Origin of the sequence: Streptomyces sp. NPDC056160 (assembly GCF_042268205.1) — a bacterium.
GTDB lineage: Bacteria > Actinomycetota > Actinomycetes > Streptomycetales > Streptomycetaceae > Streptomyces.
The window spans coordinates 1-22,722 of record NZ_JBHJUW010000143.1 but is presented as its reverse complement, the minus strand read 5'-3'; the positions used below and the strand labels follow the sequence as shown (position 1 = coordinate 22,722).

Here is a 22,722-nt window from a genome sequence, read left to right as displayed (position 1 = left end):
ACTGCCTGGTCGCCCGCGCGGACAACGCGGCGTGACCTCGCCTGGACGGTGGTGACAGGGGGGGGCCCCGGTGCGTCGGCGCACCGGGGCCCACCCGTTCGTTCCGAGCCCCGGCCGTCACCCGGGGCTCACACGGATACCGCCGTGCCCCGCGCGACCCCGGCCGCGCGGGTGGCAACCCTTTCCGCCCTCGCCCCTTCCACCGCAGACTGCTGCGGTCCTCGAACCTCTCCTCGTCGTCCGGTCCGAAGCCGTGTCCGGCCTGCCGGCGTCCTGCCGCGCAAGCGCGCCGAAGGAAAAGGCCCAGGGCGAGCCCTGCCGGGTCCCTGAGACCGGTGGAGCGTACGACCGGCCCGATGCCGTCTCGGTTGTGCCGGTCCGCCAGGCGAGACACCGCGCTTTCCGCAGGCCCGCCATCCGCGCCCGCCACTGCCGCTCCACGCCGATCAACGCGCCGGTGGCGAGCCGGATCAAGAAATCCGTCGTGGTCAGGGCGTGCCTCCCGCGGTGTGGGCGGCTCGGCCGGCGCCTCTGTCCGCCGTCCCAGGGACCGGCTCTCGGCCTTCTGCTTCTGCTCCTGCGGGGGAAGGTCTCGTCGCCGAAGACCTCTCCCCAGCGTCCGAAGGGATTGTTGCTGGTGACGATCACGGACGCGCGTTCGTAGCGGTTCGAGATCAGTTGGAAGAACAGGTTCGCTGCCTCCGATTCGATGGGGATGTAGCCCACCTTGTCCACAACGATCAATGGGTAGCGGCCCAGCCGGGTGAGCTCGGCGGCGAGGTTGCCGGCCTGGTGGGCGGCGGCGAGCCGGTCGACCCATTCGGCGGCGGTGGCGAAGGCCACGCGGTGACCGGCCTGGCAGGCCCTGACTCCCAGGCCGATGGCCAGGTGTGTCTTGCCCGTGCCGGGCGGTCCCAGGAAGACGACGTTCTCCCTGCCGACGATGAAGTCCAAGGTTCCCAGGTGGGAGCTGCTCGCGCGTCAGGCCGCGCAGACAGGCGACATCGAGTTCTTCGAGCGTCTTGATCGCGGGGAAGCGGGCGGCGCGTACTCGTGCTTCACCGCCGTGTGATTCGCGGGCTGCGACCTCGCGCTGGAGGCAGGCGACGAGGTATTCCGGGTGGGTCCAGGACTCCTTGCGGGCCCGGTCGGCGAGGCGGCCGGCTGCCTCCAGCAGGGCCGGGGCTTTCAGGGCCCGGGCGAGGAAGGCGACTTCGGAGGTGGTCTGCTGGCTGGTGCGACGCCCGGCGGCCGGCTTGTCGATGGGCTGGGCCAGCACGGACTCGCCGTCGAGGGCCGGGGTGCGGGCCATTTAGCAGGCCTCCTTGTCACCGCCGCCGTCGATGACGGTGAACAGCCGGTCATAGGTGCCCAGCTCACGCTGTTCGACCTCGATCAACGGGCCGCCGCCGGAGCCGACGGCCTGCATCTGACCCGCCGGGCGGCGCCGTGCCTGGTGGCGCATCATCGCTCCGGCCTCTGCGTGCTCGGGATCGATGATGGTCTGGTGGCGGGCCCAGCAGCAGACATGCCGGGCCACGATCTGGCCGTCGGTGGACAGGACGGTGACCTCCTCGTTGTCGGTCAGCACGGTGATGTTATGACCGATGGCGGTGGGGTCGACGGAGTAGTCGCAGGTGTCGACGCGGACGTAGTGGTCCCGGTGGTCCCGGCCCAGGCGGGTGGAAAACCGCCACCAGGTCGGCGGATCGACCGCCGGCAGGGTGAGCATCCCGGCCCGGTCCGCTTCCCACCGGTCGACCGGACGGGCGCCCAGAGTGCGGTGGACGCGCCGGTTGGCGACCTTCAGCCAGGCGTCGAGCTGGGTGTTGAATTCGTCCGGACCGCTGAAGTGCCGGCCGGGCAGGAAGGAGGTCTCCAGATGGCCGTTGGCTCGCTCCACCAGCCCTTTCGCCTCTGGGTCCCGAGGCCGGCAAAGGTAGACCTTCGTGGCGAGCAGACCCGCGAACGCGGCGAACTCGGATGTGGGCCGCCCGCGGCCGAAGCCGGCCTCGTTGTCCCAGACCAGCGTCTTGGGGACCGCGTCCCACTGCGACAGCAGCCGCCAGTGCCCGTCGATCAGGTCGCCGGTCCTCCTCGAGGGCAGCATCCGTGCGGCGATCACCCGCGAGTAGCCGGACACCAGCACCAGCACCGGCGGCCGGCCGGTCTGGTCACAGCCCAGCGGGATCTGGGCGTCGGGGGACCACAGGTCGCACTGGGCCGGCTCACCGGGCCGGTAGGTCGTGCGGGAGACCGGATCAACTGGGAGATAGACGGGCCGAAGCTCACGGATCCGGTCCTTGAGGATCGTCATTCCCCTCTCCCAGCCGATCCGCTCGGCGATCACCGTCGCGGGCATCGTCGGCGTCTCCCGCAACAACTCGCGGATCTGCACCTCGACCGCGTCCACTACCGAACCCTTCGCCGGCCGTTCGTACTTCGGCGGCCGGTCGTTCGCCAAGGCCCGCTTGACGGTGTTCTTCGAGATCCCCAGATGCCGCGCGATCGCCCTGATCGGCATCCGCTCCGCCCGGTGCAGGCGTCGAATCTCTGCCCAGTCCTCCACGAGGATCACCCTTCCTCCTGACCTTGATCACCAAGGTCTGAGTCAGACGAAGATCACCAAGTGGGTCACTTTTGATCCGCCGTCAGAGGGTCAGAGTTCGACCGTCGCCGAGACGGACGCTCCCTGCCGCCCTGGCCCCGTTCGACGGAGGCCGGGTCGGTCGCGGTAGTCCCTCACCACCGAGTACACGAGAGGAGCTGGACGTCGTACACCTGCGGATCAGGAGGTCGACTTCCCCCTGCACGACGACACCACCCCCACCCGCCACGGCCTTCCACGTCTTCCTCGGCATCGCCGACTCCCCGGCCGTGGCCTGCGCCGCGGGCATGAGGTGTACGCCGCGCACACCGCCGGGCTCGAGATCCCCGGCAAGCAGCCGATGGGTGAGCGTCCGGCTTTGTGCGCAGGGGCCCTTCCGGAGCGACCGGTGGAGGATCCTTGGTGCTGGGAAGAGATCGGAGTCGCTCCTGCCGACGAGTCCGCTGTTCTCGCCGGCTCGGGCCGGGCGACGGGCGGCGGGCGAGGGGCGCCGAGCGCCGGGCACCCGGTGTACCGATTTCTCGGGGGAGCGGAAGGGTTGAGATGTGGACGGAGCGGAACTGCTGGTGCTCGGCTCCGCCGAGGGTCCGACCGGCGACCGGTGACCGGCGACCGCCATACCGGTGGACCTTCTACTGCGCGGCCACCGCTACCGGACCTGCTGCGACATCCTGGCGCTCGCCGACGCTATGGTCTCTTTCGCTGAGCGCTCGTCGCTGCTTTCTCCGATCGGGCAGTGGTGGCGGGTCGGCTGCCTGGCGGAATCACATGGTGCGCAGCCATTGCACTGGAGGCCCGGATGTGGAACCCGTTCTACCTGCACGGTCCTAGGGTTGCTCTTCTGCCCCCGGTCCGGACGAAGCCCCCCCCGCTGCCACCCGTGGCGGCTGCCGTGCCAGCTGTCGCCTTCGTCGCAGCCGGTACAGGGTCCGGCAACCTGCCCGGCCGTTCAGGTGTCGTGCACACGGCCGGGCCGTCGAGCTGGTCGACACGGTATCGCTCACTGCTCACTCCCCAGGACGGCTTCCCGGAGGAGGCGGTCGGCGCCCGCCGCACTGAAACCGCCGACGCGTCCTCGCTCGACGGCCTGTATGCAGCATGTTCCTGACCCACCGCACCCGCGGGACAAGCGCTGCATGGCTGGAGAAGCACGTGGCTCTTCCCGTCGGTGTCGTGCATCCCGTCGTCGAGGCCGCCGGAGTCGGACGTTCCCGATCATCTGAATCAGGAGGAGGCGTCGCGGCAGCCGGTTGCGCCCCAGTTTCATCAAGAGCCCGTCAAATGGACGTCCGACGGCGTTACAGAGTCGCTGGTGAGGTTCGCCGCGCACGTGGTGCAGAACTGTACTGAACGGGTCTGCATCTACCGGCATCGTCCTTCTCCCTGCGCACGCATTGCTACGCCGCAGCCGCTCGTTCCCTTCCTGTCGTCGCTACGGGGGTGTCACACATGTCGGACCTTGGATTCGTCGTTCTCGTCATCGGCGTGTTCGCCCTGATCGGTCTGATCGCCAAGGGAGTGAGCCGACTGTGAGCGTTGACAACGTGGTCGGCTTGGTCGTCGCCGTCTGTCTGGTGATCTACCTGGTCCTGTGTCTGATCTTCCCCGAGAAGTTCTAGCCGTGTCCCGTTCGGTCCGCAGCTGGAGAGGGTCTCCATGAACGCCGCTCTCGAGGGCTGGTTGCAGATCATCGCCCTGGTCGGTGCGCTGGCCCTGACCTTCCGCCCGCTCGGCGACTACATGGCCCATGTCCTCACCTCCCCCCGTCACTGGCGGGCGGAGCGCCTGGTCTACCGGGTCGGCGGCGTACACGCGGACACCGAGCAGACGTGGCCCGGCTATCTGCGCAGCGTGCTTGCGTTCTCTGTTGTCTCGGTGCTGTTCCTCTACGGCTTTCTGCGGTCGCAGAGCCATCTGCTGCTCTCCCTCGGTACGAAGCCCATCGCCCCCGACCTGTCTTTCAACACGGCCGCCTCTTTCGTCACCAACACCAACTGGCAGGCCTACTCGGGCGAGTCGGCCCTGGGCCATCTGGTGCAGATGGCGGGCCTGGCGGTGCAGAACTTCGTCTCGGCGGCGGTCGGGATCGCCGTGGTCGCCGCGCTGACCCGCGGGTTTTCCCGCAAGAAGACCGACCGGGTCGGCAACTTCTGGCAGGACCTCACCCGGATCGTGCTGCGGGTACTGCTGCCGCTCTCGCTGGTCATGGCGGTCGTGCTGGTCGCCGCGGGTTCGATCGAGAACTTCCACGGCTTCCAGTCGATCACCACGATTGCCGGGCAGCACCAGTCCGTCCCCGGCGGTCCGGTCGCCTCCCAGGAGGTCATCAAAGAGCTGGGCACCAACGGTGGCGGGTTCTACAACGCCAACTCCGCCCACCCCTTCGAGAACCCCAACGCGTTCACCAACTGGCTGGAGATCTACCTGCTCCTGGTGATCGGCTTCTCGCTGCCCCGCACCTTCGGGAAGATGGTCGGCGACAACCGCCAGGGCTACGCCGTCGTCGCCGTGATGGCGCTTGTCTGGGCGGCCTCGGTGGCCATCGTCACCGCCAACGAGCTGCACAGCGTGAGCAGCTCGGCCGGACATGCGGCCGGCGGGATGATGGAAGGCAAGGAGCAGCGCTTCGGAATCTGGGCCTCCGCCCTGTTCGCCGTGTCCACGACACTGACGTCCTGCGGAGCGGTCAACTCCTTCCACGACTCGTACACGCCGGGCGGCGGCGGCCTGACGATCTTCAACATGATGCTCGGCGAGATCGCGCCCGGCGGCACCGGATCCGGCCTCTACGGCATCCTGATCCTGGCCGTCGTGGCGGTCTTCATCGCCGGCCTCATGGTCGGCCGTACGCCCGAGTACCTGGGCAAGAAGCTACGCGGCCGGGAGATGAAGTACGCCTCGCTGTACATCCTCACCACCCCGGCGATCGTGCTGGCCGGCGCCGGTGTTGCGATGGCGCTACCGGGCGAGCGGGCGGCGATGCTCAACCACGGCCCGCACGGCTTCTCCGAAATTCTCTACGCCTTCACCTCGGCTGCCAACAACAACGGCTCCGCGTTCGCCGGGCTGAGCGCGAACACCGTCTGGTACAACACCGCCCTCGGGCTCGCGATGCTACTGGGCCGCTTCCTGCCGATGGTGTTCGTGCTGGCGCTGGCCGGCTCGCTCGCCCGGCAGCAGCCGGTTCCCGTCACCGCGGGCACGCTGCCCACGCACCGGCCGCAGTTCGTCGGCCTGCTGTCCGCCGTGATCCTCGTCGTCGTCGGCCTCACCTACCTGCCCGCGCTCGCACTGGGGCCGCTCGCGGAAGGGTTCCACTGATGCCCACCAGCTTGGCAGCCAAGGCACCGAAGGACCCGCCGGGTTCTGCACCGCACCGGATCTCCGCGGGAATGCTGGACCCCGTGCTTCTCATCGGCTCCGTACCCGACGCGCTGCGCAAGCTCGACCCACGCCTCATGGTCAAGAACCCCGTGATGTTCGTGGTCGAGGTCGGTGCCGTGCTGACCGCCCTGTCTGCGATCCGGGCCCCGAGCGTCTTCGCCTGGGTGATCACCCTCTGGCTCTGGCTGACCGTGGTCTTCGCCAACCTCTCGGAGGCGGTCGCGGAAGGACGCGGCAAGGCGCAGGCGGAGACCCTGCGCCGGGCGAAGCAAGACACCATGGCCCGCCGTGTCATCCGCGCCCGGGAAGCCGGCGCACCGGAGGTCACTGAGGAGATGCCGGGGACCGAACTGCGGCTCGGCGATCTGGTCGTGGTCGAAGCCGGCGAGATCATCCCCGGTGACGGAGACGTGGTCGAGGGCATCGCGAGCGTGGACGAGTCGGCGATCACGGGTGAGTCTGCGCCGGTGATCCGTGAATCGGGCGGGGACCGCTCGGCGGTGACCGGCGGGACGAAGGTGCTTTCCGACCGCATCGTGGTGCGGATCACCTCGAAACCCGGGGAGACCTTCATCGACCGGATGATCGCGCTGGTGGAGGGTGCGGCACGGCAGAAGACCCCGAACGAGATCGCGCTCAACATCGTCCTGGCCTCGCTGACCATCATCTTCCTGATCGCTGTGGTGACTCTGCAGCCCTTCGCCGTCTTCGCCGGTGCTGAGCAGTCCATCGTCGTCCTCGTGGCGCTGGTCGTCGCCCTGATCCCGACCACGATCGGCGGGCTGCTCTCCGCGATCGGAATCGCGGGGATGGACCGGCTGGTGCAGCGCAACGTGCTGGCTATGTCCGGCCGCGCCGTGGAGGCCGCGGGTGACGTCAACACGCTGCTGCTGGACAAGACCGGCACCATCACTCTGGGCAACCGGCAGGCCGCCGAGTTCCTGCCGGTGAGCGGCGTGGACCTGGAGACGCTGGCGGACGCCGCCCAGTTGTCCTCGATCGCCGACGAGACACCCGAAGGGCGCTCGATCGTGGTTCTCGCCAAGGAACGCCACGCGCTGCGCGCGCGCACCGAGGGCGAGCTGGCGCACGCCGGGTTCGTTCCGTTCACCGCGCAGACCCGGATGTCGGGGGTGGACCTCGACGGCGAACTGGACAACCGCTCCCTGCGCAAGGGCGCGGCCACCGCGGTCATGCGCTGGGTCCGCGACCACGGCGGCCACCCCACCGACGAGGTCGGCCCGATGGTCGACGGCATCTCCGCCACCGGGGGCACGCCGCTGGTCGTCGGCGAGGTGGTACGGCGGGCCGGTGCCGAGAGCGCCCGGATCCTCGGAGTCATCCACCTCAAAGACATCGTCAAGCACGGCATGCGCGAACGCTTCGACGCGCTGCGCCGCATGGGCATCCGCACGGTGATGATCACCGGTGACAACCCGCTGACCGCCAAGGCGATCGCGGAGGAGGCCGGCGTGGACGACTTCCTCGCCGAGGCGACCCCTGAGGACAAGATGGCCCTGATCAAGCGGGAGCAGGCGGGCGGCAAGCTGGTAGCGATGACCGGTGACGGCACCAACGACGCGCCGGCCCTGGCGCAGGCGGACGTGGGCGTGGCGATAAACACCGGTACGTCGGCCGCCAAGGAGGCCGGCAACATGGTCGACCTCGACTCCAACCCGACCAAGCTGATCGAGATCGTTGAGATCGGCAAGCAGCTGCTGATCACCAGGGGCTCGTTGACGACCTTCTCCATCGCCAACGACATCGCGAAGTATTTCGCGATCATCCCCGCGATGTTCGCGAGCGTCTACCCGGGACTGCGCCATCTCAACATCATGGGTCTGCACAGTCCGACCTCGGCCATCGCCTCGGCGATCGTCTTCAACGCACTGATCATCATCGTGCTGATCCCGCTGGCTCTGCGCGGGGTGCGCTACCGGCCGTCCTCGGCGGCGGCGCTGCTGAGCCGCAACATCTGGCTATACGGCCTCGGTGGCCTGGTATTGCCGTTCCTCGGTATCAAGGCCATCGACCTGATCATCCAGTTCGTCCCCGGACTGCACTGACCGACAAGGAGGGCGATCCTCATGCTCGGTACTCTCGCCCACGTGGTCCGCCACCACCTGGCGGCGCTGCGCATGCTGCTGGTCTTCACCGTGGTCACCGGGATCGCCTATCCGCTGGCCGTCACCGGCATTGCCCAGGGCGTCCTCCCGTACCAGGCCAACGGATCCGTGATCAAGGACAACGGACGTCCGGTCGCCTCCGCCCTCATCGGTCAGAAGTTCGACCGCCCGCCGCGCACAGGCCAGACCACGCCGGCACCCGACCCCAGGTGGTTCCAGCCCCGCCCGTCCGCGGCGGGACGCACCGGCTACGACCCGGCCAGCTCCGGCGCATCCAACCTCGGTCCCAACAACACCACCCTGGCCAGGACGATCGCGCGGCGCCGCGCCGCGGTAGCCGCGTTCGACGGCGTCCGGCCGGGCAGTGTTCCCGCCGACGCGGTCACCGCCTCCGGCTCGGGTCTCGACCCGGACATCTCACCCGCGTACGCATACGAGCAGGTGAACCGGGTGGCGAAGACCCGGGGGCTGGACTCGACCGCGGTCCGGAGGCTCGTCGCCACCCACGTCAGTGGCCGCCAGTTGGGCTTCCTGGGTCAGGAAAGCGTCAACGTCGTCCAGCTCAACCACGATCTGGCCGCATTGAAGTGACGACGAACCTTGGTGCGCGGGGCCGTCCGGCGCAGGGGAGGAGACAGAGATGACGCGACACGTGCTGGTCATCGACCACGAGCCCCCCTGTTGCGTGCCCTGGACGTCAGCCTCACCGCGCAGGGCTGCACCGTGGCCACCGCGCCCGACGTGACCAGCGCCTGGCGGCCGGCAAGCCACCGGACGCGGTCATCGTCGACCTCGACGATCTCGCCCCGCCGGACGCCGACGGCACCGACCTCATCACCGGCCTGTGGACCTAATCGTCCACACCGGTCATCGCGCTTACGGAGCACGCCGCACCCGCCGACGCCATCGAGATGCCGGACGCGGGCGCCGACGACTACGTGTCCCAGCCGTTCGCCATGGAGGAACTCCTGGTCCGCTTGCGTGCCGTGTTCCGTCGTACGGACCGCGGCGGCGGACCTCGGACGGTCAGCGTCTGCGACCACGCCGTCGACCTCACCCCCCTACCGCTGGGGTTGCGGACGTGGACGAGTCCGGTCCCTGTTCCGGCGGCCAGTTGGGGGACACGCTCGCCCTCCGCCTCGCCGGTCAGGACGGCGACGATCCGCGAGCCGCGTCGGACGGTCGCGATGCCCCGGCCGGTGGCGTGGTCGTGGGCATGTTCGCGGACCCACCGATCCGCCAGCTCGCGCAGTCGAGCATGTGCGACCCCTGCGGCGCGGATCCTGATGACCTGCGCCAAGACCACGCTCCGAGGGCTGCGGCTGTGGGCAGGGACCTGCACGGTGATGTTCGTACCACCCGTCTGCCGGGCCGACGGGCGTCGGCGGTGCCGGCGAGGGCTCAGACGTACGGGAACTCAATCCGCCGCTCGACGCGCGGTTCTTCCGCTCTCGGCCGCCGCGGGCAGGCTCAGTACGGCGGTCAGGCCGCCCCCGGTCGTGGCTTCCCAGCGCAGGTCGCCACCGATCAGCTGAGTGAGGTCCGCGCACAGCCGCGGCACCAGACCGGTGACCGGAACCGGGACACCGACGGCCTCCCTCGCCTCGACATCGAGGGGACCGTGATCGGCCAGCCGGATCTCGACCCGGCCGTCGGCGGTCTTCACGGCCACCGCAGGCGGCTCGCCGTCAGGGCTGCGACGCAGCGCATGGGCCGCCAGATCTGTCACCACCCGGGTGACCAGCGTGGCGTCCGCGATCACGTCCGGGAGGTCCTCGGCCATCTCCAGCGTCAGGGTGTGCCCACCCGGTCCGAGATCGCCGAGCGCGACCGCCATGACCTCGTCCATGTCGACCGGGCGCAGATGCACGTCCAGGGCGCCGGCGTGCACCCGGCTCAGGTCCAGCACATCGCCGACGAGTGCCCCGATCCGGCGGACGGCCTGCTGGGACCGGTCGCACAGGGCGGCCCACTGCGCGGCGCTCAGGTGGGTCCGACGCTCCCGCAGCTGCTCCAGCGCTCCTTGCGCCGCCGCGACCTCCGCCTCCAGGTCGCTCGCGGCAGCCCGCAGAGCCTCAGCACGGCGCCGGTCGGAAACGGCACGCTCGCTCAGGGCCTCGGCCTGTCGGCGACTGCGCCGGCTTTCCCAGGACGCCGCCACCTGAGCCGCGCAGCCGTGCAGAACACGCCGGTCGTCCGTGTCGAGTGGCCCGCCGCGCGCGGCCAGCACCAGCTCGTCCGTCACCGACACCTCCGTGTCCGCCTGCTCCGGTCGCTCAGGCGGGCGGGGCCCCGAACTGGCGGTGACGAACCACCGGCGGCTGTCCGAGCCGTCTCGCTGGAGGAGGCTGAGCGCCTCAAGGCCGAAGGTCGTACGGACGCGTTCCAGCAGGGACGGCAGATCGTCCCGGTCGCGCAGTGCCGACGTCGCCAGGTCCGCGAGGGCCCCCGCCTCCGCGGAAGCCCGCGCGTGCCGACGAGCCCCCCGGGCCGACCGTTCTACGGCCACACTGACCACGGCCGCCACGACGACGAACACCACCAGGACAGACACGTCGCCCCCACGTGCCAAAGCGAGCGAGTGGACCGGCTGCACGAGGAAGTAGTCGGCCAAGCACACCGGCCCCCACCGCGGCGACCAGCGCCGGATACAGACCGCCCACCACCGCCACGATCAGCACAGCCATCAGATACAGCAGCAGCTCACCAGCCGGCCCGAACCCCCGTACGGCGGTCAGCACCACGGTCAGGACCGGCAGCAGTACCGCGACCAGGATCACCCCCCACCAGAACCGGCCCCGGCCGAGACCACCCGTCAGCGCAGGCAGCGCCGGCACCTCGGTGCCCTTGCTGCGCTCGTGCGTCAGGACATGCACGTCGAGGCCACCCGCCCGCCGGGTCACCCGGGCCACCACACGGTCCCCCAGCAACTCGTGCAGCAGGCGGTACGACCCGCCCAGCACGATCTGCGTGGCGTTCTCCGCACGCGCGAACTCCAACAACGCCTCGGCGACGTCCGTGTCCACCACCTGGTGGTAGCTGCCGCCCAGCGACTCCACCAGGGCCCGGTGCCCGGCCAGCACCACCGGATCGGCCGCGACCCGGTCGTCGTCGCGTGCCACGTGCACCGCCAGCAGGTCACTGCCCGGGATCCGGCCCGCGATCCGCACCGCACGCCGGATCAGCGCCTCCTCGTCCCGTTTGCCCGACAGCGCGACGACGATCCGCTCCTTCGTCTCCCACGGGGCCACGATGCCGTGCTCCGCGCGGTAACGCCGCAGCCCCTCCTCGACCCGGTCCGCCACCCACAGCAACGCCAGCTCCCGCAGTGCGGTGAGGTTGCCCGGCCGGAAGTAATGGGTGAGGGCCACCTCGACCCGATCCGGCGGGTAGACATTGCCGTGGACCATACGGCGCCGGAGCGCCTCGGGCGTCATGTCGACCAGCTCCACCTGCTCGGCACGCCGCACCACCTCGTCCGGGATCGTCTCCGCCTGCCTGACCCCGGTGATCTCCTCCACCACGTCCGCCAGCGACAGCAGGTGCTGGATGTTGAGCGTGCTCACCACGTCGATCCCCGCGTCCAGCAGTTCCTCCACGTCCTGCCAGCGCTTCTCATTGCGGCACCCGGGCACGTTCGTATGGGCCAGTTCGTCGACGAGGGCGACCTGAGGCCGGCGCGCAAGCACGGCGTCCAGGTCCATCTCCGTGAACTCAAGCCCCCGGTAGACCATCGTCCGGCGCGGCACCAGCTCAAGCCCCTCCGCCATCTGCGCCGTCAGGCGACGCCCATGCGGCTCCACCAGCCCGATGACCACATCGGTCCCGCGCCCCCGGCGGCGTTGGCCTTCGGCGAGCATGGCGTAGGACTTCCCGACCCCCGGGGCGGCCCCCAGATACACGCGCAGACGCCCGCGACCCACCGCCGACCACCTTCCCGATCCGGTCGTGCACGAGCCGGCCCGGCCCGTATCCGGCCGCCGCTCCGATTTCCATACTGCTGCCGCCACGGCTCAAGCGCCACGACGGCCTGCAGGCGCGGTAGCGAAGGGGACAGGACGGCTCCGTGGCGGAGCAACGGCCCCCTGCAGAGGATCTGCGAGCAGGCGGCCGGTCCCGCGGCCGGCACCGGTGTCGTCAGCGGTCAAAGGGCTGGGCCCCGGGGGCCCGGAGGCCGGGTCCCGCCGTCGAGCCGCGCTCTCGCTCGTCCGCCGGTCGGCAGGCGCATCCATCCCGGGCCTCGCTGACCGCGGTCGCCGCAGGCGGCCGTGGTGCGTCGGCGGCTGCGCCCGCCCCGTTCGACGCCCCGTTCGACGATCCGTACGGTTACCTGCGGGTGACGTCGGCGCGGAGCGGGTCGTCGGGGCGCGGCGTCACCCCGACGGACCAGGGCGGGCGGCCGTGTCAACAGTCGTTCACCGCCCGCCGACGGACCCACCCAGTGGGCCGACGACGGGGTGCCGGAAGCGTGTGAGTGCATCGTTCGAGGCGATCGGCGCCCGTGCTGCGCACCTGGTCCGTCATGCGTACTCGCTGGAGCGCGGCGACGATCGTCGGTAACCGGAAGCCGACCACGTACCGATCGGCGCCCGCGGGGCCCCGGCCCGAAGGCCGCTGTGCCGGGCCCCGCCGAGCAGAGCCGAGGTGAGAAGCCCAGTGATCAGCAGACGGATCGTTCTACAGGCGGCTTTGGCGGGCGGAACGTCGCTCTTCTCCGTTCCCGGCACGGCGTTGCCGCGGGCTTCGCCGACGGAAGCGGGCATCCTCGACCCGGCGGCGATACGGAAGTACGCCACCGAACTCGCGATACCCCCGGTCATGCCCTCGAACGGCGGGGCCGGCCAGGACACCTACACGATCGGGGTCCGCCAGTTCCGCCAGCAGGTGCTTCCACCGGGCATGCCGTCCACGACTCTCTTCGGATACGGCTCGTCCGGACATCCTGAGACGTTCCACTGGCCCGCCTTCACCATCGAAGCCCAGTACGGGCGGACGGTCCAGGTCAGGTGGGTCAATCAACTGGTCGGCACCGACGGCCGCCCCCTGCCGCATCTGCTGCCGGTCGATCCCACCCTGCACTGGGCGAACCCGCCGGGCGGCATCAGACGGCGGGACTCCCGGCCCACCTTCCTCTCGACACCCCGGCCCTACCGCGGGCCGGTGCCCGTCGTCACCCACCTGCACGGCGGGGCGAACGAGGAGGAGAGCGACGGCTACGCCGAGGCCTGGTACCTCCCCGATGCCCGGTACATGCCCCGCGGTTATGCCCGAGTCGGAACCTTCTACGAGGAGTTCGCGAAGAAGTCCGAGGCGAAGTTCGGCCGGCCCTGGTCCCCGGGTGAGGCCGTCTTCCACTACGCCAACCAGAACCGGGCCGCCACCTTGTGGTTCCACGATCACACTCTGGGCATCACCCGGTTGAACGTGTATGCCGGAATGTCGGGTTTCTATCTGCTGCGCGGCGGACCGTCGGACCTACGGGAGGGCATCCTGCCCGGGCCCGCGCCGAGGCTCGGCGATCCGCCGGGCACGCGCTACTACGAGATCCCCATCGTCGTCCAGGACCGTTCGTTCCGCACCGACGGGACCCTGTACTACCCGGCGAGCCGGGCGCTCTTCGACGGTTTCAAGGGCCCTTACGTGCCCGGCAGCGACATCCCGCCGATCTGGAACCCGGAGCACTTCGGCAAGGTGATGGTCACCAACGGCAGGACCTGGCCGGTGCTGCCGGTGGAACCGCGCCGCTACCGGTTCAGGTTCCTCAACGGCTGCAACGCGCGCACCCTGATCATGAAGGTGGTCGCCGACCCGTCGGCCCCCAGGCCGGTAGCGGCAGAACTCCCCATCTGGCAGGTGGGGAGCGACGGAGGCTTCCTGCCCGCACCCGTACGGCGCGACCAAGTGCTGCTCGCGCCGGCCGAACGCGCCGATGTCGTCGTCGACTTCTCCTCGGCCCCGGTCGGTACGGAGCTGTACCTGATCAACGAAGGACCGGACGCCGTGTTCGCAGGGGGAACAGTCGGTACCGGCTTCCCCGCGGCGAACCCGAAGACCACCGGTCAGATCATGAAGTTCGTGATCGGACCGCTCGTCACGGCGGACACCTCGACGCCCCCCGCACAGCTCACGCTGCCGCCTTGCGAACCACTCGGCGCAGCGGACCGCACCCGGCGGGTCGCTCTGGGCGAGGTGGCCTCGGCCCGGGTGCCGGGCGTGACCCCCAGCGCAGTGCTCCTCGGCGTGATGGGTCCGAACGGCAGACCGAAACTGATGGGGTGGGCCGATCCCGTCACGGAGAACCCCGCCGTGGGATCGACGGAGATCTGGGAAATCCACAACCTGACGAAGGACGCCCATCCCATTCACATCCACGAAGTGCAGTTCCAGGACGTCGACCGGCAGACGCTCCCGGACGGCCGTCGCCGCCCCCCGCAGGCGTGGGAGCGTGGTTTCAAGGACACGGTGCTCGCCTATCCGCGCGAGACGACCCGAGTCAAAGTGCGCTTCGGCCGGGCAGGACGGTACATGTGGCACTGCCACATCCTGGAGCACGAGGACAACGAGATGATGCGTCCTCTGCACGTCGGTCCGGCCTGACCCCTCCCGACAAGGAGACCACCGGAGCGCACCACCGCGGAACGCCGAGGCGGGAGCGGTGATCGGCACGCCGCCGGTCGGCCCTGGTCCCGGGCGGTGGCCCGGGTACCTCCCCGGCACGTCCGGGGCCGGGAGGACTCCCCTCGGGCAGCACATCCCCGATTCGCCGCGAACGGGGCAGTGGGCAGCACCCGTCCCGCGGCAGCCCGCGCCGGATCTCCAGGCCGGTACATCGAGAAGCGCACGCCCCCCACGCTGTTGGCCTGGACCTTCTGGAAGTCCAACTGGGCCCATGCCCGGTCGTGCGGCAGTGCGTACCGCTGACCGGAACCCTCGAAGCCGAGGGCGGCAGATGGGGCTCGATCCGAACGCGCAACGCGTAGTCAGAGACGTCGAACGCCCTGGCCATGTGATCGTCAACCCTCCGCCTCGACCACCCCGACCGGGCAAGATGCACCGGCCCTCCCGATCCCGCAGTGGCCCGCCGGGGTGTTGCCGAGGTGTCGCTGGTGACTGCTCCCGCTCAATCAGGAGAGTGTTTCGGCCCGCCCTGTCGGCTGCGGGCGCACGCGCCGCAACGTGCCGGCCATGCAGTGAGCGGCCTGCTGGACGCCGTCCTGGGACAGCCGGCCGTTCCCGCAGGGCCGAGCGTCACTGGTCGCCGGAGCGGCGCGGTGTTGTGATGGGTAGGGAGACGGGTGCGGGCGAGTGGGCGGGGAGGCAGCGGTCACGCCCCGTCGCGAAGTGGAGGAGGCCGATGCCATGCCGCACCGCCGCACTGTCAGTGACGTGATGACCGAGGAGGTCATCACCCTCCGCACCGACACACCGCTCCACGAGGTCGCCGCCCTGCTGGACGCCAACGACATCGCCGCGGCCCCGGTCGTCGACGACGAGGGCGTTCCCGTCGGCGTCGTGTCCGCGTCCGACGTGCTGCGGCACGAGACAGGCATGCCCGATCCGCAGGGGCGGGACGGAAACGACGAGCACGCCTGGGACAAGGCTCGGGCCCGGACCGCGGGCGCGCTCATGAGCAGCCCCGTCTTCACCGCCAGTCCGGACTGGACGGTACCCCGGGCCGCGCGGGAACTCCGCAGCCGGCACGTCAAGCAGCTCCCGGTTGTCGGTGATCACGGACGCCTGACCGGCATCGTCAGCCGCAGTGACCTGCTGGACACCTTCATCCGCTCCGACGCCGAGATCCGCGGCGAGGTCGAGCGGGACGTCCTGGGGCGCATCCTCGGTCTGGAGAAGGACGCCGTCGCGGTCGATGTCCGGGACGGGGCAGTCACCCTGCGGGGTCACGTCCCGGATCCGCGTCTGGTCCCGGTGGTCGTGGGCTTGTGCCAGGGTGTCGACGGTGTCGTTGCCGTGGACGCCCGCCTTGTGGCCGTCCGGGCGGGCTAGGTCCTCTCGTCTGGATCACGCCGGGCTCGCGGGGTGTGGCACCGCGCCTCGCCGCGTTGTCGTCGGATGCCATGGCTCCGCCATGGCGCCCTCCTCCGCCTTGCGATGCTCCGCACTGCCCGAACGGCGTGGGAGGTGCCCCCATCACCACACCCCGCTCCCCGATCCGGGCCGGATCCAGGCGAAAGACCCTGGCCGTCGACGAAGCCCAGAGCACTGTCCGGGCAGCAGTGTCAACATGCCTGCACGCCCTCGACCAGCAGCCGGAGCGGGATACCGGGCGTTGACCCGGAATCTTGGACACGGGCTGTGCGGCTTGGGCCAGGGTAGTTGATGTTGTGTCGAGTGCTCTCTCGTAGGTGATGGGACTCCGTTGTCCGAGGTGGGAATGACGGCGTCGGGTGTTGTAGCGGTTGAGCCGGCGGAACGCGTCGGTACGGGCCTCGCGTTCGCTGGACCAGTGCTTTCGGCCCTGAAGAATCTCTCGTTTGAACGTCGCGTTGAAGGACTCGGCGAGCGCGTTGTCCGCCGAGCTGCCGATAGCGCTCATGGACTGGCGGACGCCGGCCTGGCGGCAGACATCGGCGAAGGCCGGGCTGGTGTACGGGGCGAGTTCAATCAGTCGTTGCAACACCGGCCTGTGGCAACGAGCGTAGCTGCTCTTCGAAGACCTCGGTCGGCGTTCGCCCAGCCGGCCAGACGGCGCGAGGCGATGTCGATGACGGTCGTCAGGTAGCAGAACTTCCCGCCCTCGACGGGCAGGTAGGTGATGTCGCCGACGTACTTCGTGTTCGGCTTGTCCGCGGTGAAGTCGCGGCCGATCAGGTCCGGAGCCTTGCCCGCGGCCGGGTCGGGGACGGTGGTGCGGTGCCGTCGACGCAACCGGACCCCCTCGGTCCCCGACGCCCGCACAATCCCGGCGACCCGCTTGTGGTTGACCGCCTCACCGTTTTCGCCGCGAAGCTCGGCAGTGATCCTCGGGGCTCCGTAAGTGCCGTCCGATTCCTGATGCACCGCCCGTATCCGGGCCGCCAGACGGGCGTCGGCCGCCTGGCGGCCCGGTCGGCGGCTGTCCGGCACCAGTAGTAGAAGCTCGAGCGGCTGACGCCGAGGATGCTGCACAGCCGCTTCACGCCGTGACGGCGCTGGAGGTCGGCAACACACTGGAAGCGGTTCACCAGCGTGTCTCCCCGGCGAAATACTTCGCCGCTTTGCGCAGGATCTCGCGTTCCTCCTCCAGCTCACGGACCTTCTTCCGCAAGGCGGCGTTCTCCGCCTCCAGCGGCGCCGGCGGCTGAGAGGGTTCCTGCGTCCGCCGCCCCCGGGGACGGCTCACCCCGGCTGCCCGAACCCAGTTCCGCAGGGCCTCCGGGTTGATCCCCAGATCGGCGGCGACCGACCTGATCGTCGCTTCCGGCCGCGACTCGTACAGCGCGACAGCGTCCGCCTTGAACTGCGGCGGGTAGTTCTTCATGACCACGAGATGTCCATTCTCAGATCCGCAGGATCCAGTGTCTCGTGTGCTCAACACCAGGGGTCAAGGCCCGATGCAGTGGGCGGTGGCAGCGGCCGTGCCTGTGTGCGCGGCCGGCCGCGCCGGTCCGATGCGGTATTTGCGCCGCGGCCGCACGACCTGCCGTTCGATGGGTACCGGAGCGCGCAGCGGGCTGCGGTGAGGACGGTGGGAGCGATCCGGGGCAGTCCGTAAGGGCCGCGACCAGCGTCTCATCAGGCGTGTCCAGCGCAGTGGGTGTAGTTCTTCCATCGGGCTTGTCCCCCGTGCGAGCTACATAGAAGTGTCCACCGCAGGGTGACGATTCCGGATCGCCGCATCCGTAGCTTTGCGACCTGAAGACACAGCGTCAGGTTTTTCTGACGGGTCTTGCCCGCCCCGCCCCGCGAACGACTGGGAGCAGCCGCGCCCGATGGAGAAAGGCCGGGGTCGGCGAAGACATCCGACCAGTTGTAAATGATCAGCTCCACTCCTGTCCTATAGAGGAAGAAAACCATGCATCAGGCGGTCAAGAGGGTTTTCGTCGTGGCGATGGCTGCTGCGGGCTTGGCGGTCGCGTCTCCGGCGGCCCCTGCCTCCGCGGCCGAGCTTGTTTCGTGCGGAGACCCTACCCTGCCCCCGCGAAATGACTTCGCATCGCTGCAAACGAGCACAGGTAATCAAATATGCTTCGCCAACGCCGGCGATGTGAAGGTGAGCTACAATGACATTACAGGTTTTCATGCGGGAAACAACAGGGTCACATTCAGCTACACCATCCAGGAGAACGGTTATCAACACGATCTCACCCTGGAAAAATGGCAGAACCAAACGCTGACGTTCGGTATGCATGCCGCAGTTTATAACGTACACATCTATTGACGTTATTGATCCTCTTTCATCCAGCTGCAGGTCAGCAGTGTGTGGACGGCTTGGATGATGGTGCCGATACGGCGGGTGGAGCATCTGGCTCGCAGTAGTAGCCGCCAGGACTTCAACTGCGCGAAGGCTCGTTCGCCAGGCGCCCGGAGTCTGGCGTGGTCGCGGTTGAACTGCTGGTAGTGCTCGGGCTGTTCGCTGTGGTGGTAGTAGGGGGTTCGAAATGTGGCGCCGGCGCCTTGGTCGGCGCGGTCGGCGAGGACGAGGATCTGCCGGGTGAGACAGGCCCGGACGATGCCGTACGCGCGGGCCGCGGTCAGGTCGTGAGTGCGGCCGGGTGCCGCGCGGGAGAACCACAGGGGCGTGCCGTCGGACGGGCGATGACCTGCACGTTCATGCCGTGCTTGCGATGCTTCATCGAGTAGTTCGGCTCGTCCGCACGGATCCGGTCGATGCGGATCAGGGTGCCGTCAACGATGACGTGGTCGCCTTCACCGAGGCCGGTGAGGGCTTCGTGCAGACCGGGCGCCCAGCCGGCCAGGACGTCCAGGGTCTCGTCGACGTACCGCCAGGCGGTGGCCTGGGATATCCCAAAACCGGCTCCGAGCTGGGCGAACGTCTCGTTCTTCCGCAGATGGACGAGGGTGAGCAGCGCCTGCTTGAAGCAACCGAGCTTGCGCCAACGGGTGTTACGGGCCAGCCGATGCTCATGCAGTAGCCAGGCCACACGCTCGACGAGCTCATGCGGGACATCGAGCATGGCAGGATACGGAACCAACAGGGCCCCTTCGGTCGCCAGCGTGTTGAGTGGAATCACCACGCCAACGACGAGGGGCCCTGCCTCGTCACCACCCCGCTGACCAGCCCATTTCACTCTTCAGCACAGGATGGAAGAGGCTCATTGAGGTGGTACCGGGGCAGACCGTTACGATTCCGCGCCAACGAGGACGCCGCCTGTTGCCCTTGACCGGCCGTTCCAGCATGAGGTTCGTGGCGGCGCAGGTATATGAGGCCGTTCGGCTGGAGTATCAGTAGGGCTTGGTCAGGCCCACTCGTGAGTGGCGTGTCTACCGCGCGATGGGCGTCGGTGGAATGGTGTGACACCTGAGGAGGTGGTCTGGTCCGGGAAGACCTGGAGGCGTTCGCAGCGGAGTTGTTCGACGGGTCTTTCGATGTGGCCCGGCAGTACACGGGCACCGCGGGCAAGGTCACCGACTGCCAGGTGGGCGTCTCCGTGCACCTGGCCACCGACCGTGCCTCCGCCACAGACGGCCGGTCAGCCTCTCGTCGTGGTTGTGCGCCGGGTCGGTCGGCCGGGCCGGGCTGCCGAGCAGCCCCGTCCGGCCGGCCCGGAAGGTCCGGCGCCGCCTTCGAAGCCCTCCTCCGTCCGGAGGGCGGGCGGAATCCGGTGGCCGCGAGGAGCGTTGCGACCGCCGTCTCTCACGCTGCTTGCAGCGCCTGGGTCGGATGGAACCGGGAGGCGCGGATCGCCGGATAGAGGCCCGCGAGCACACCGATCAGGCAGGTGGCGCCCAGGCCCCCCGCCAGGGACCAGGGCGGGACCACCGTGGCCCATCCCTGGGCTCGCGCGAAGCCGTACGTCGTCGCAGCTCCCAGCAGTGCGCCCGCCGCCCCGCCCGCCGCCGACAGCAGCAGCGACTCCGTCAGGAACTGGAGCCGGATCGCGTTGCGGGTCGCACCCAGTGAACGGCGCAGACCGATCTCCTGACGGCGCTCCAGGACCGAGATGACCATGGTGTTGGCCACCCCCACACCGCCCACCAGGAGCGCCACCGCGCCCAGACCGAGCATCAGGGTCGTCAGGCCCTTGTCGGTGGCTGCTTTGGCCGCGAGCGCGTCCGAGGGGCGCGAGACCTTGACACCGGCCGCGTCGCCAGGGCTGACGGTGCGGGCCAGGACCGCCCGCACGTCCTCCACCGAGGCGTCCGTGGAGCGCTCGAAGACGGTGGTGGGATGGCCGTCGAAACCGAAGTAACGCTGGGCGGCGGGGAATCCGACCATCGCCACCCGATCCAGAGCGGGCACCAGCTCCATCGGCCTGAGAATGCCGACCACCACCACACGTATGTCGTTCATCGTGATCGTCTCACCGGTGCGGGTGATGCCGAGGCGCTCCGCCGCCACCGAGCCGAGGACCGTGGCCGGAAGCCGTTCCCCGGCCGCATCCAGCCAGGTGCCCTTGTCGACCTCCCCGCCGAGTGCGGACAGCAGGTCCCGGCGGGCTGCCTGCGTGGTGACGCCGGCGGTGCGTTCCTCGGGGACGACGTCGCTGCGGCGGATCCGCGCGCCGCGTCACCTCCTGGCGGCGCCCGTGCCGCGCCGCTTTCTGGCGGCATCCTTGGCGGCTCGTCGTCGGGCTGCGCACCCGGCTCGTCATCACGTTCGTTCTCGTCGCCGTCGTCAGCGCGCTGACCGCGCCCACCCTCGCCTACCGGGACGCCCGCACCGCGGTCCTCCGGCGCACCCAGGACGCCGCGGTGGACGGCCTGCGGCAACGGGCCACCACGGTCGCCACCGACTTCGACCTGCCCCCGGACCAGGAGTCGCTTTCCCGGTTCGCGGCGAAGGTTTCTGACGGTCTCGGTGCCCGCGTCGTGGTCGCCCGCTATCAGAACCTCGTCGCGGTCTCCGACCCGCTCGCCGACACGCGGGAACGGATCACGGTCGAACTGCGCGCCGCCGTGATGACCGCAGGCGGCGCTCGGTTCCAGCGGGTGATGTGGCGGGGGGAGCCGTACCTGGTCGTCGGCATGCCCGTGACGTACGCCGACGGCGACCGCCGCGTCTCCGCCCTGGAGGTCTACGCGATCACGGAGCTGCGGGCCGAGCGCGACGACACCGCCGCCCTGCTGGACTCCGTACGGTCGGGCACCGTCCCCGTGGTGCTGCTGGCCGCGGTCCTGGCCCTGCTGGCCGCGGGCACGGTCCTCGGCCCGGTGCGGAAGCTGGGCCGGGCCACCCGGGAACTCGCGGCCGGACATCTCGGCAGCCGGGTCACCGTCTCCGGGCACGACGAACTCGCCGAACCGGCCCGTACGTTCAACGAGACCGCAGACGCGCTCCAGGCCTCCGACGCGGAACTGCGCGAGCAGGAGGCGAAGGCGCGCCGCTTCGTGGCAGACGTGTCGCACGAACTGCGCACGCCTCTAGCGGCGATGACGATGGTGGCGACCGTTCTGGAGGAGGACGCCGACCAACTGCCGCCGGACACCGCGCGGGCGGCCCGCACCGTGGGCGCGGAAACGGCCCGGCTGTCCCGGCTGGTCGAGGACCTGATGGAGATCTCCCGCTTCGACGCCGGAGCGGTACGGCTGAACGCCACCGAGACGGACCTCGCCGACACGGTGCGGGCGTCACTGGCACTGCGCGGCTGGCCGGACCGGGTCGACACGCCTTCAGGAGGGGCTGCGGACGGTGATCGACCGCCGCCGTGTCGACGTGATCGTCGCGAACCTGGTGGGCAACGCCCTGCGGCACGGGGCCCCGCCGGTGACCGTGACCCTCGGCACGGCCCGGCGGCGGACGGCGGTGACGAGGAGTGGGTGACACTGAAGGTCGCCGACCACGGACCCGGGCTGCCGCCGAAGGCCCGGGAGCGGGTCTTCGACCGGTTCTACAAGGCAGACGCGGCCCGAACGCGCGGTGCGGCCGACGACGGCGGACAGGGCAGCGGTCTCGGCATGGCGATCGCGCTGGAGAACGCGCGGCTGCACGGTGGCACCATCGACGTGGCCGACGCGCCGCGGGCCGGTGCGGTGTTCACGCTGCGGCTGCCGATGCGGTGTGCGGGGGAGGAGACGCGATGAGGCGCCGACCGGCGGGCATGGCAGTTGCGCCGGCCCTTGTCCTCACCGGCTGCGGGGTTCCGCCGACCGGAGTGGTGGGCGCGGGCGAACCCGCGTCCGGGCTGACGAGGGGCGCGCGCCTGTACTTCGCGTCCGCCGGCGGACTGCGCGCGGTGCCCGTGGGTGACAGGGGGATCACGGACCTCGCCACGGTGGTGAAACTCCTCGTCGCGGGGCCGTCGCCCGCGGGGCAGGCCGGCGGTCTCACCTCCTACGTCGAGCTCCCCGGCTTCTCCGCGACCGGAAAGGGCCCCCGCGTGACGCTGCTCTTGGGTTCTAGTGGTCGTTGCAACACCCCAGTTCAAGGGGTGCGATGGACTTCGAGATCCGAGGGGACCGGACTCCGCAGGGGCGCAAGAAGCT

The 22,722-nt window shown here is 69.8% G+C and carries 16 protein-coding genes and 7 pseudogenes; 10 read left to right on the top strand and 13 right to left on the bottom strand.

The window, feature by feature from the left end; translation table 11 throughout:
- Positions 1-117 precede the first annotated feature (117 nt).
- Complete coding sequence (locus tag ACFC02_RS34960) at positions 118-954, bottom strand: ATP-binding protein (protein WP_376365981.1); 837 nt, start codon at positions 952-954, stop codon at positions 118-120.
- On the opposite strand from ACFC02_RS34960, the gene ACFC02_RS34955 reads away from it, so the two are divergent.
- Entirely contained in the window at positions 902-1,072 is a 171-nt protein-coding gene (locus ACFC02_RS34955; RefSeq protein ID WP_376365989.1) for a hypothetical protein, read from the top strand. The two genes, ACFC02_RS34960 and ACFC02_RS34955, sit on opposite strands and share 53 nt — an antisense overlap.
- Here the strand turns inward: ACFC02_RS34955 and ACFC02_RS34950 are convergent.
- Together ACFC02_RS34950 and istA are read right to left on the bottom strand one after the other, a co-directional pair.
- Positions 1,040-1,312 (bottom strand): annotated as a pseudogene (locus ACFC02_RS34950) (IS21-like element ISAau2 family helper ATPase IstB); the annotation flags it as partial. The gene ACFC02_RS34955 and the pseudogene ACFC02_RS34950 sit on opposite strands and share 33 nt — an antisense overlap.
- Positions 1,313-2,578, bottom strand: a complete 1,266-nt coding sequence (gene istA, locus ACFC02_RS34945) for an IS21 family transposase (RefSeq protein ID WP_376365978.1) — start codon at positions 2,576-2,578, stop codon at positions 1,313-1,315.
- A 1,559-nt stretch (positions 2,579-4,137) separates the two neighbouring features.
- Between istA and kdpF the strand changes: the two genes are divergently transcribed.
- From kdpF to kdpC, 4 genes are read left to right on the top strand one after another with little or no spacing between them, the layout of a single operon-like run.
- On the top strand, positions 4,138-4,227 hold the full coding sequence (gene kdpF, locus ACFC02_RS34940; RefSeq protein WP_327245621.1) for a K(+)-transporting ATPase subunit F: 90 nt from the start codon (positions 4,138-4,140) through the stop codon (positions 4,225-4,227).
- A 37-nt stretch (positions 4,228-4,264) separates the two neighbouring features.
- Positions 4,265-5,929 carry a potassium-transporting ATPase subunit KdpA gene (gene kdpA, locus ACFC02_RS34935; RefSeq protein ID WP_376365976.1) on the top strand — a complete coding sequence of 555 codons (1,665 nt, stop codon included), beginning with the start codon at positions 4,265-4,267 and terminating at the stop codon, positions 5,927-5,929.
- Entirely contained in the window at positions 5,929-8,058 is a 2,130-nt protein-coding gene (kdpB, locus tag ACFC02_RS34930; RefSeq protein WP_376365974.1) for a potassium-transporting ATPase subunit KdpB, read from the top strand. Before kdpA ends, kdpB begins: the two co-directional genes overlap by 1 nt.
- A gap of 21 nt (positions 8,059-8,079) precedes the next feature.
- The gene (kdpC, locus tag ACFC02_RS34925) at positions 8,080-8,709 is read left to right on the top strand and encodes a potassium-transporting ATPase subunit KdpC (RefSeq protein ID WP_376365972.1); all 630 of its coding nucleotides are present in this window, start codon (positions 8,080-8,082) and stop codon (positions 8,707-8,709) included.
- A 343-nt stretch (positions 8,710-9,052) separates the two neighbouring features.
- On the opposite strand, the gene ACFC02_RS34920 is transcribed toward kdpC, so the two are convergent.
- The 4 genes and pseudogenes from ACFC02_RS34920 to ACFC02_RS34905 all read right to left on the bottom strand — a co-directional run.
- Complete coding sequence (locus tag ACFC02_RS34920) at positions 9,053-9,418, bottom strand: hypothetical protein (RefSeq protein ID WP_376365970.1); 366 nt, start codon at positions 9,416-9,418, stop codon at positions 9,053-9,055.
- Between the two features lie 117 nt (positions 9,419-9,535).
- Entirely contained in the window at positions 9,536-10,363 is an 828-nt protein-coding gene (locus tag ACFC02_RS34915) for a sensor histidine kinase (protein WP_376365987.1), read from the bottom strand.
- A gap of 270 nt (positions 10,364-10,633) precedes the next feature.
- A pseudogene (locus ACFC02_RS34910) lies at positions 10,634-10,714 on the bottom strand (hypothetical protein); the annotation flags it as partial.
- Positions 10,715-11,066: 352 nt separating this feature from the next.
- A pseudogene (locus ACFC02_RS34905) lies at positions 11,067-11,978 on the bottom strand (universal stress protein); the annotation flags it as partial.
- Positions 11,979-12,774: 796 nt separating this feature from the next.
- Between ACFC02_RS34905 and ACFC02_RS34900 the strand changes: the two are divergent.
- Together ACFC02_RS34900 and ACFC02_RS34895 are read left to right on the top strand one after the other, a co-directional pair.
- Positions 12,775-14,715 (top strand): multicopper oxidase family protein, encoded by a 1,941-nt coding sequence (locus ACFC02_RS34900; RefSeq protein WP_376365968.1) that lies wholly within the window; start codon positions 12,775-12,777, stop codon positions 14,713-14,715.
- Positions 14,716-15,477: 762 nt separating this feature from the next.
- Positions 15,478-16,122: a CBS domain-containing protein gene (locus ACFC02_RS34895; RefSeq protein ID WP_376365966.1), complete on the top strand. Its 645-nt coding sequence runs from the start codon at positions 15,478-15,480 to the stop codon at positions 16,120-16,122.
- Here ACFC02_RS34895 and ACFC02_RS34890 read toward each other — a convergent pair.
- The 4 genes and pseudogenes from ACFC02_RS34890 to ACFC02_RS34875 all read right to left on the bottom strand — a co-directional run bounded on the left by ACFC02_RS34890 (position 16,004) and on the right by ACFC02_RS34875 (position 17,596).
- Complete coding sequence (locus tag ACFC02_RS34890) at positions 16,004-16,756, bottom strand: transposase (RefSeq protein ID WP_376365964.1); 753 nt, start codon at positions 16,754-16,756, stop codon at positions 16,004-16,006. The two genes, ACFC02_RS34895 and ACFC02_RS34890, sit on opposite strands and share 119 nt — an antisense overlap.
- Positions 16,741-17,004 (bottom strand): DDE-type integrase/transposase/recombinase, encoded by a 264-nt coding sequence (locus ACFC02_RS34885; protein ID WP_376365985.1) that lies wholly within the window; start codon positions 17,002-17,004, stop codon positions 16,741-16,743. The genes ACFC02_RS34890 and ACFC02_RS34885 overlap by 16 nt, the downstream gene beginning before the upstream one ends.
- Before the next feature lie 48 nt (positions 17,005-17,052).
- Positions 17,053-17,136 (bottom strand): annotated as a pseudogene (locus ACFC02_RS34880) (transposase); the annotation flags it as partial.
- 160 nt (positions 17,137-17,296) lie between these two features.
- The gene (locus ACFC02_RS34875; protein ID WP_376365962.1) at positions 17,297-17,596 is read right to left on the bottom strand and encodes a transposase; all 300 of its coding nucleotides are present in this window, start codon (positions 17,594-17,596) and stop codon (positions 17,297-17,299) included.
- A 534-nt stretch (positions 17,597-18,130) separates the two neighbouring features.
- On the opposite strand from ACFC02_RS34875, the gene ACFC02_RS34870 reads away from it, so the two are divergent.
- Positions 18,131-18,496: a beta/gamma crystallin domain-containing protein gene (locus ACFC02_RS34870; protein ID WP_376365960.1), complete on the top strand. Its 366-nt coding sequence runs from the start codon at positions 18,131-18,133 to the stop codon at positions 18,494-18,496.
- A 2-nt stretch (positions 18,497-18,498) separates the two neighbouring features.
- Here ACFC02_RS34870 and ACFC02_RS34865 read toward each other — a convergent pair.
- Positions 18,499-19,313: pseudogene (locus ACFC02_RS34865) on the bottom strand (transposase family protein).
- 354 nt (positions 19,314-19,667) lie between these two features.
- On the opposite strand from ACFC02_RS34865, the gene ACFC02_RS34860 reads away from it, so the two are divergent.
- The gene (locus tag ACFC02_RS34860; RefSeq protein WP_376365983.1) at positions 19,668-19,991 is read left to right on the top strand and encodes a hypothetical protein; all 324 of its coding nucleotides are present in this window, start codon (positions 19,668-19,670) and stop codon (positions 19,989-19,991) included.
- Here ACFC02_RS34860 and ACFC02_RS34855 read toward each other — a convergent pair.
- Positions 19,934-20,800: pseudogene (locus ACFC02_RS34855) on the bottom strand (ABC transporter permease); the annotation flags it as partial. The gene ACFC02_RS34860 and the pseudogene ACFC02_RS34855 overlap by 58 nt on opposite strands.
- Before the next feature lie 71 nt (positions 20,801-20,871).
- Here ACFC02_RS34855 and ACFC02_RS34850 point away from each other — a divergent pair.
- Positions 20,872-22,320 (top strand): annotated as a pseudogene (locus tag ACFC02_RS34850) (ATP-binding protein).
- The last annotated feature ends 402 nt before the right edge of the window (positions 22,321-22,722 follow it).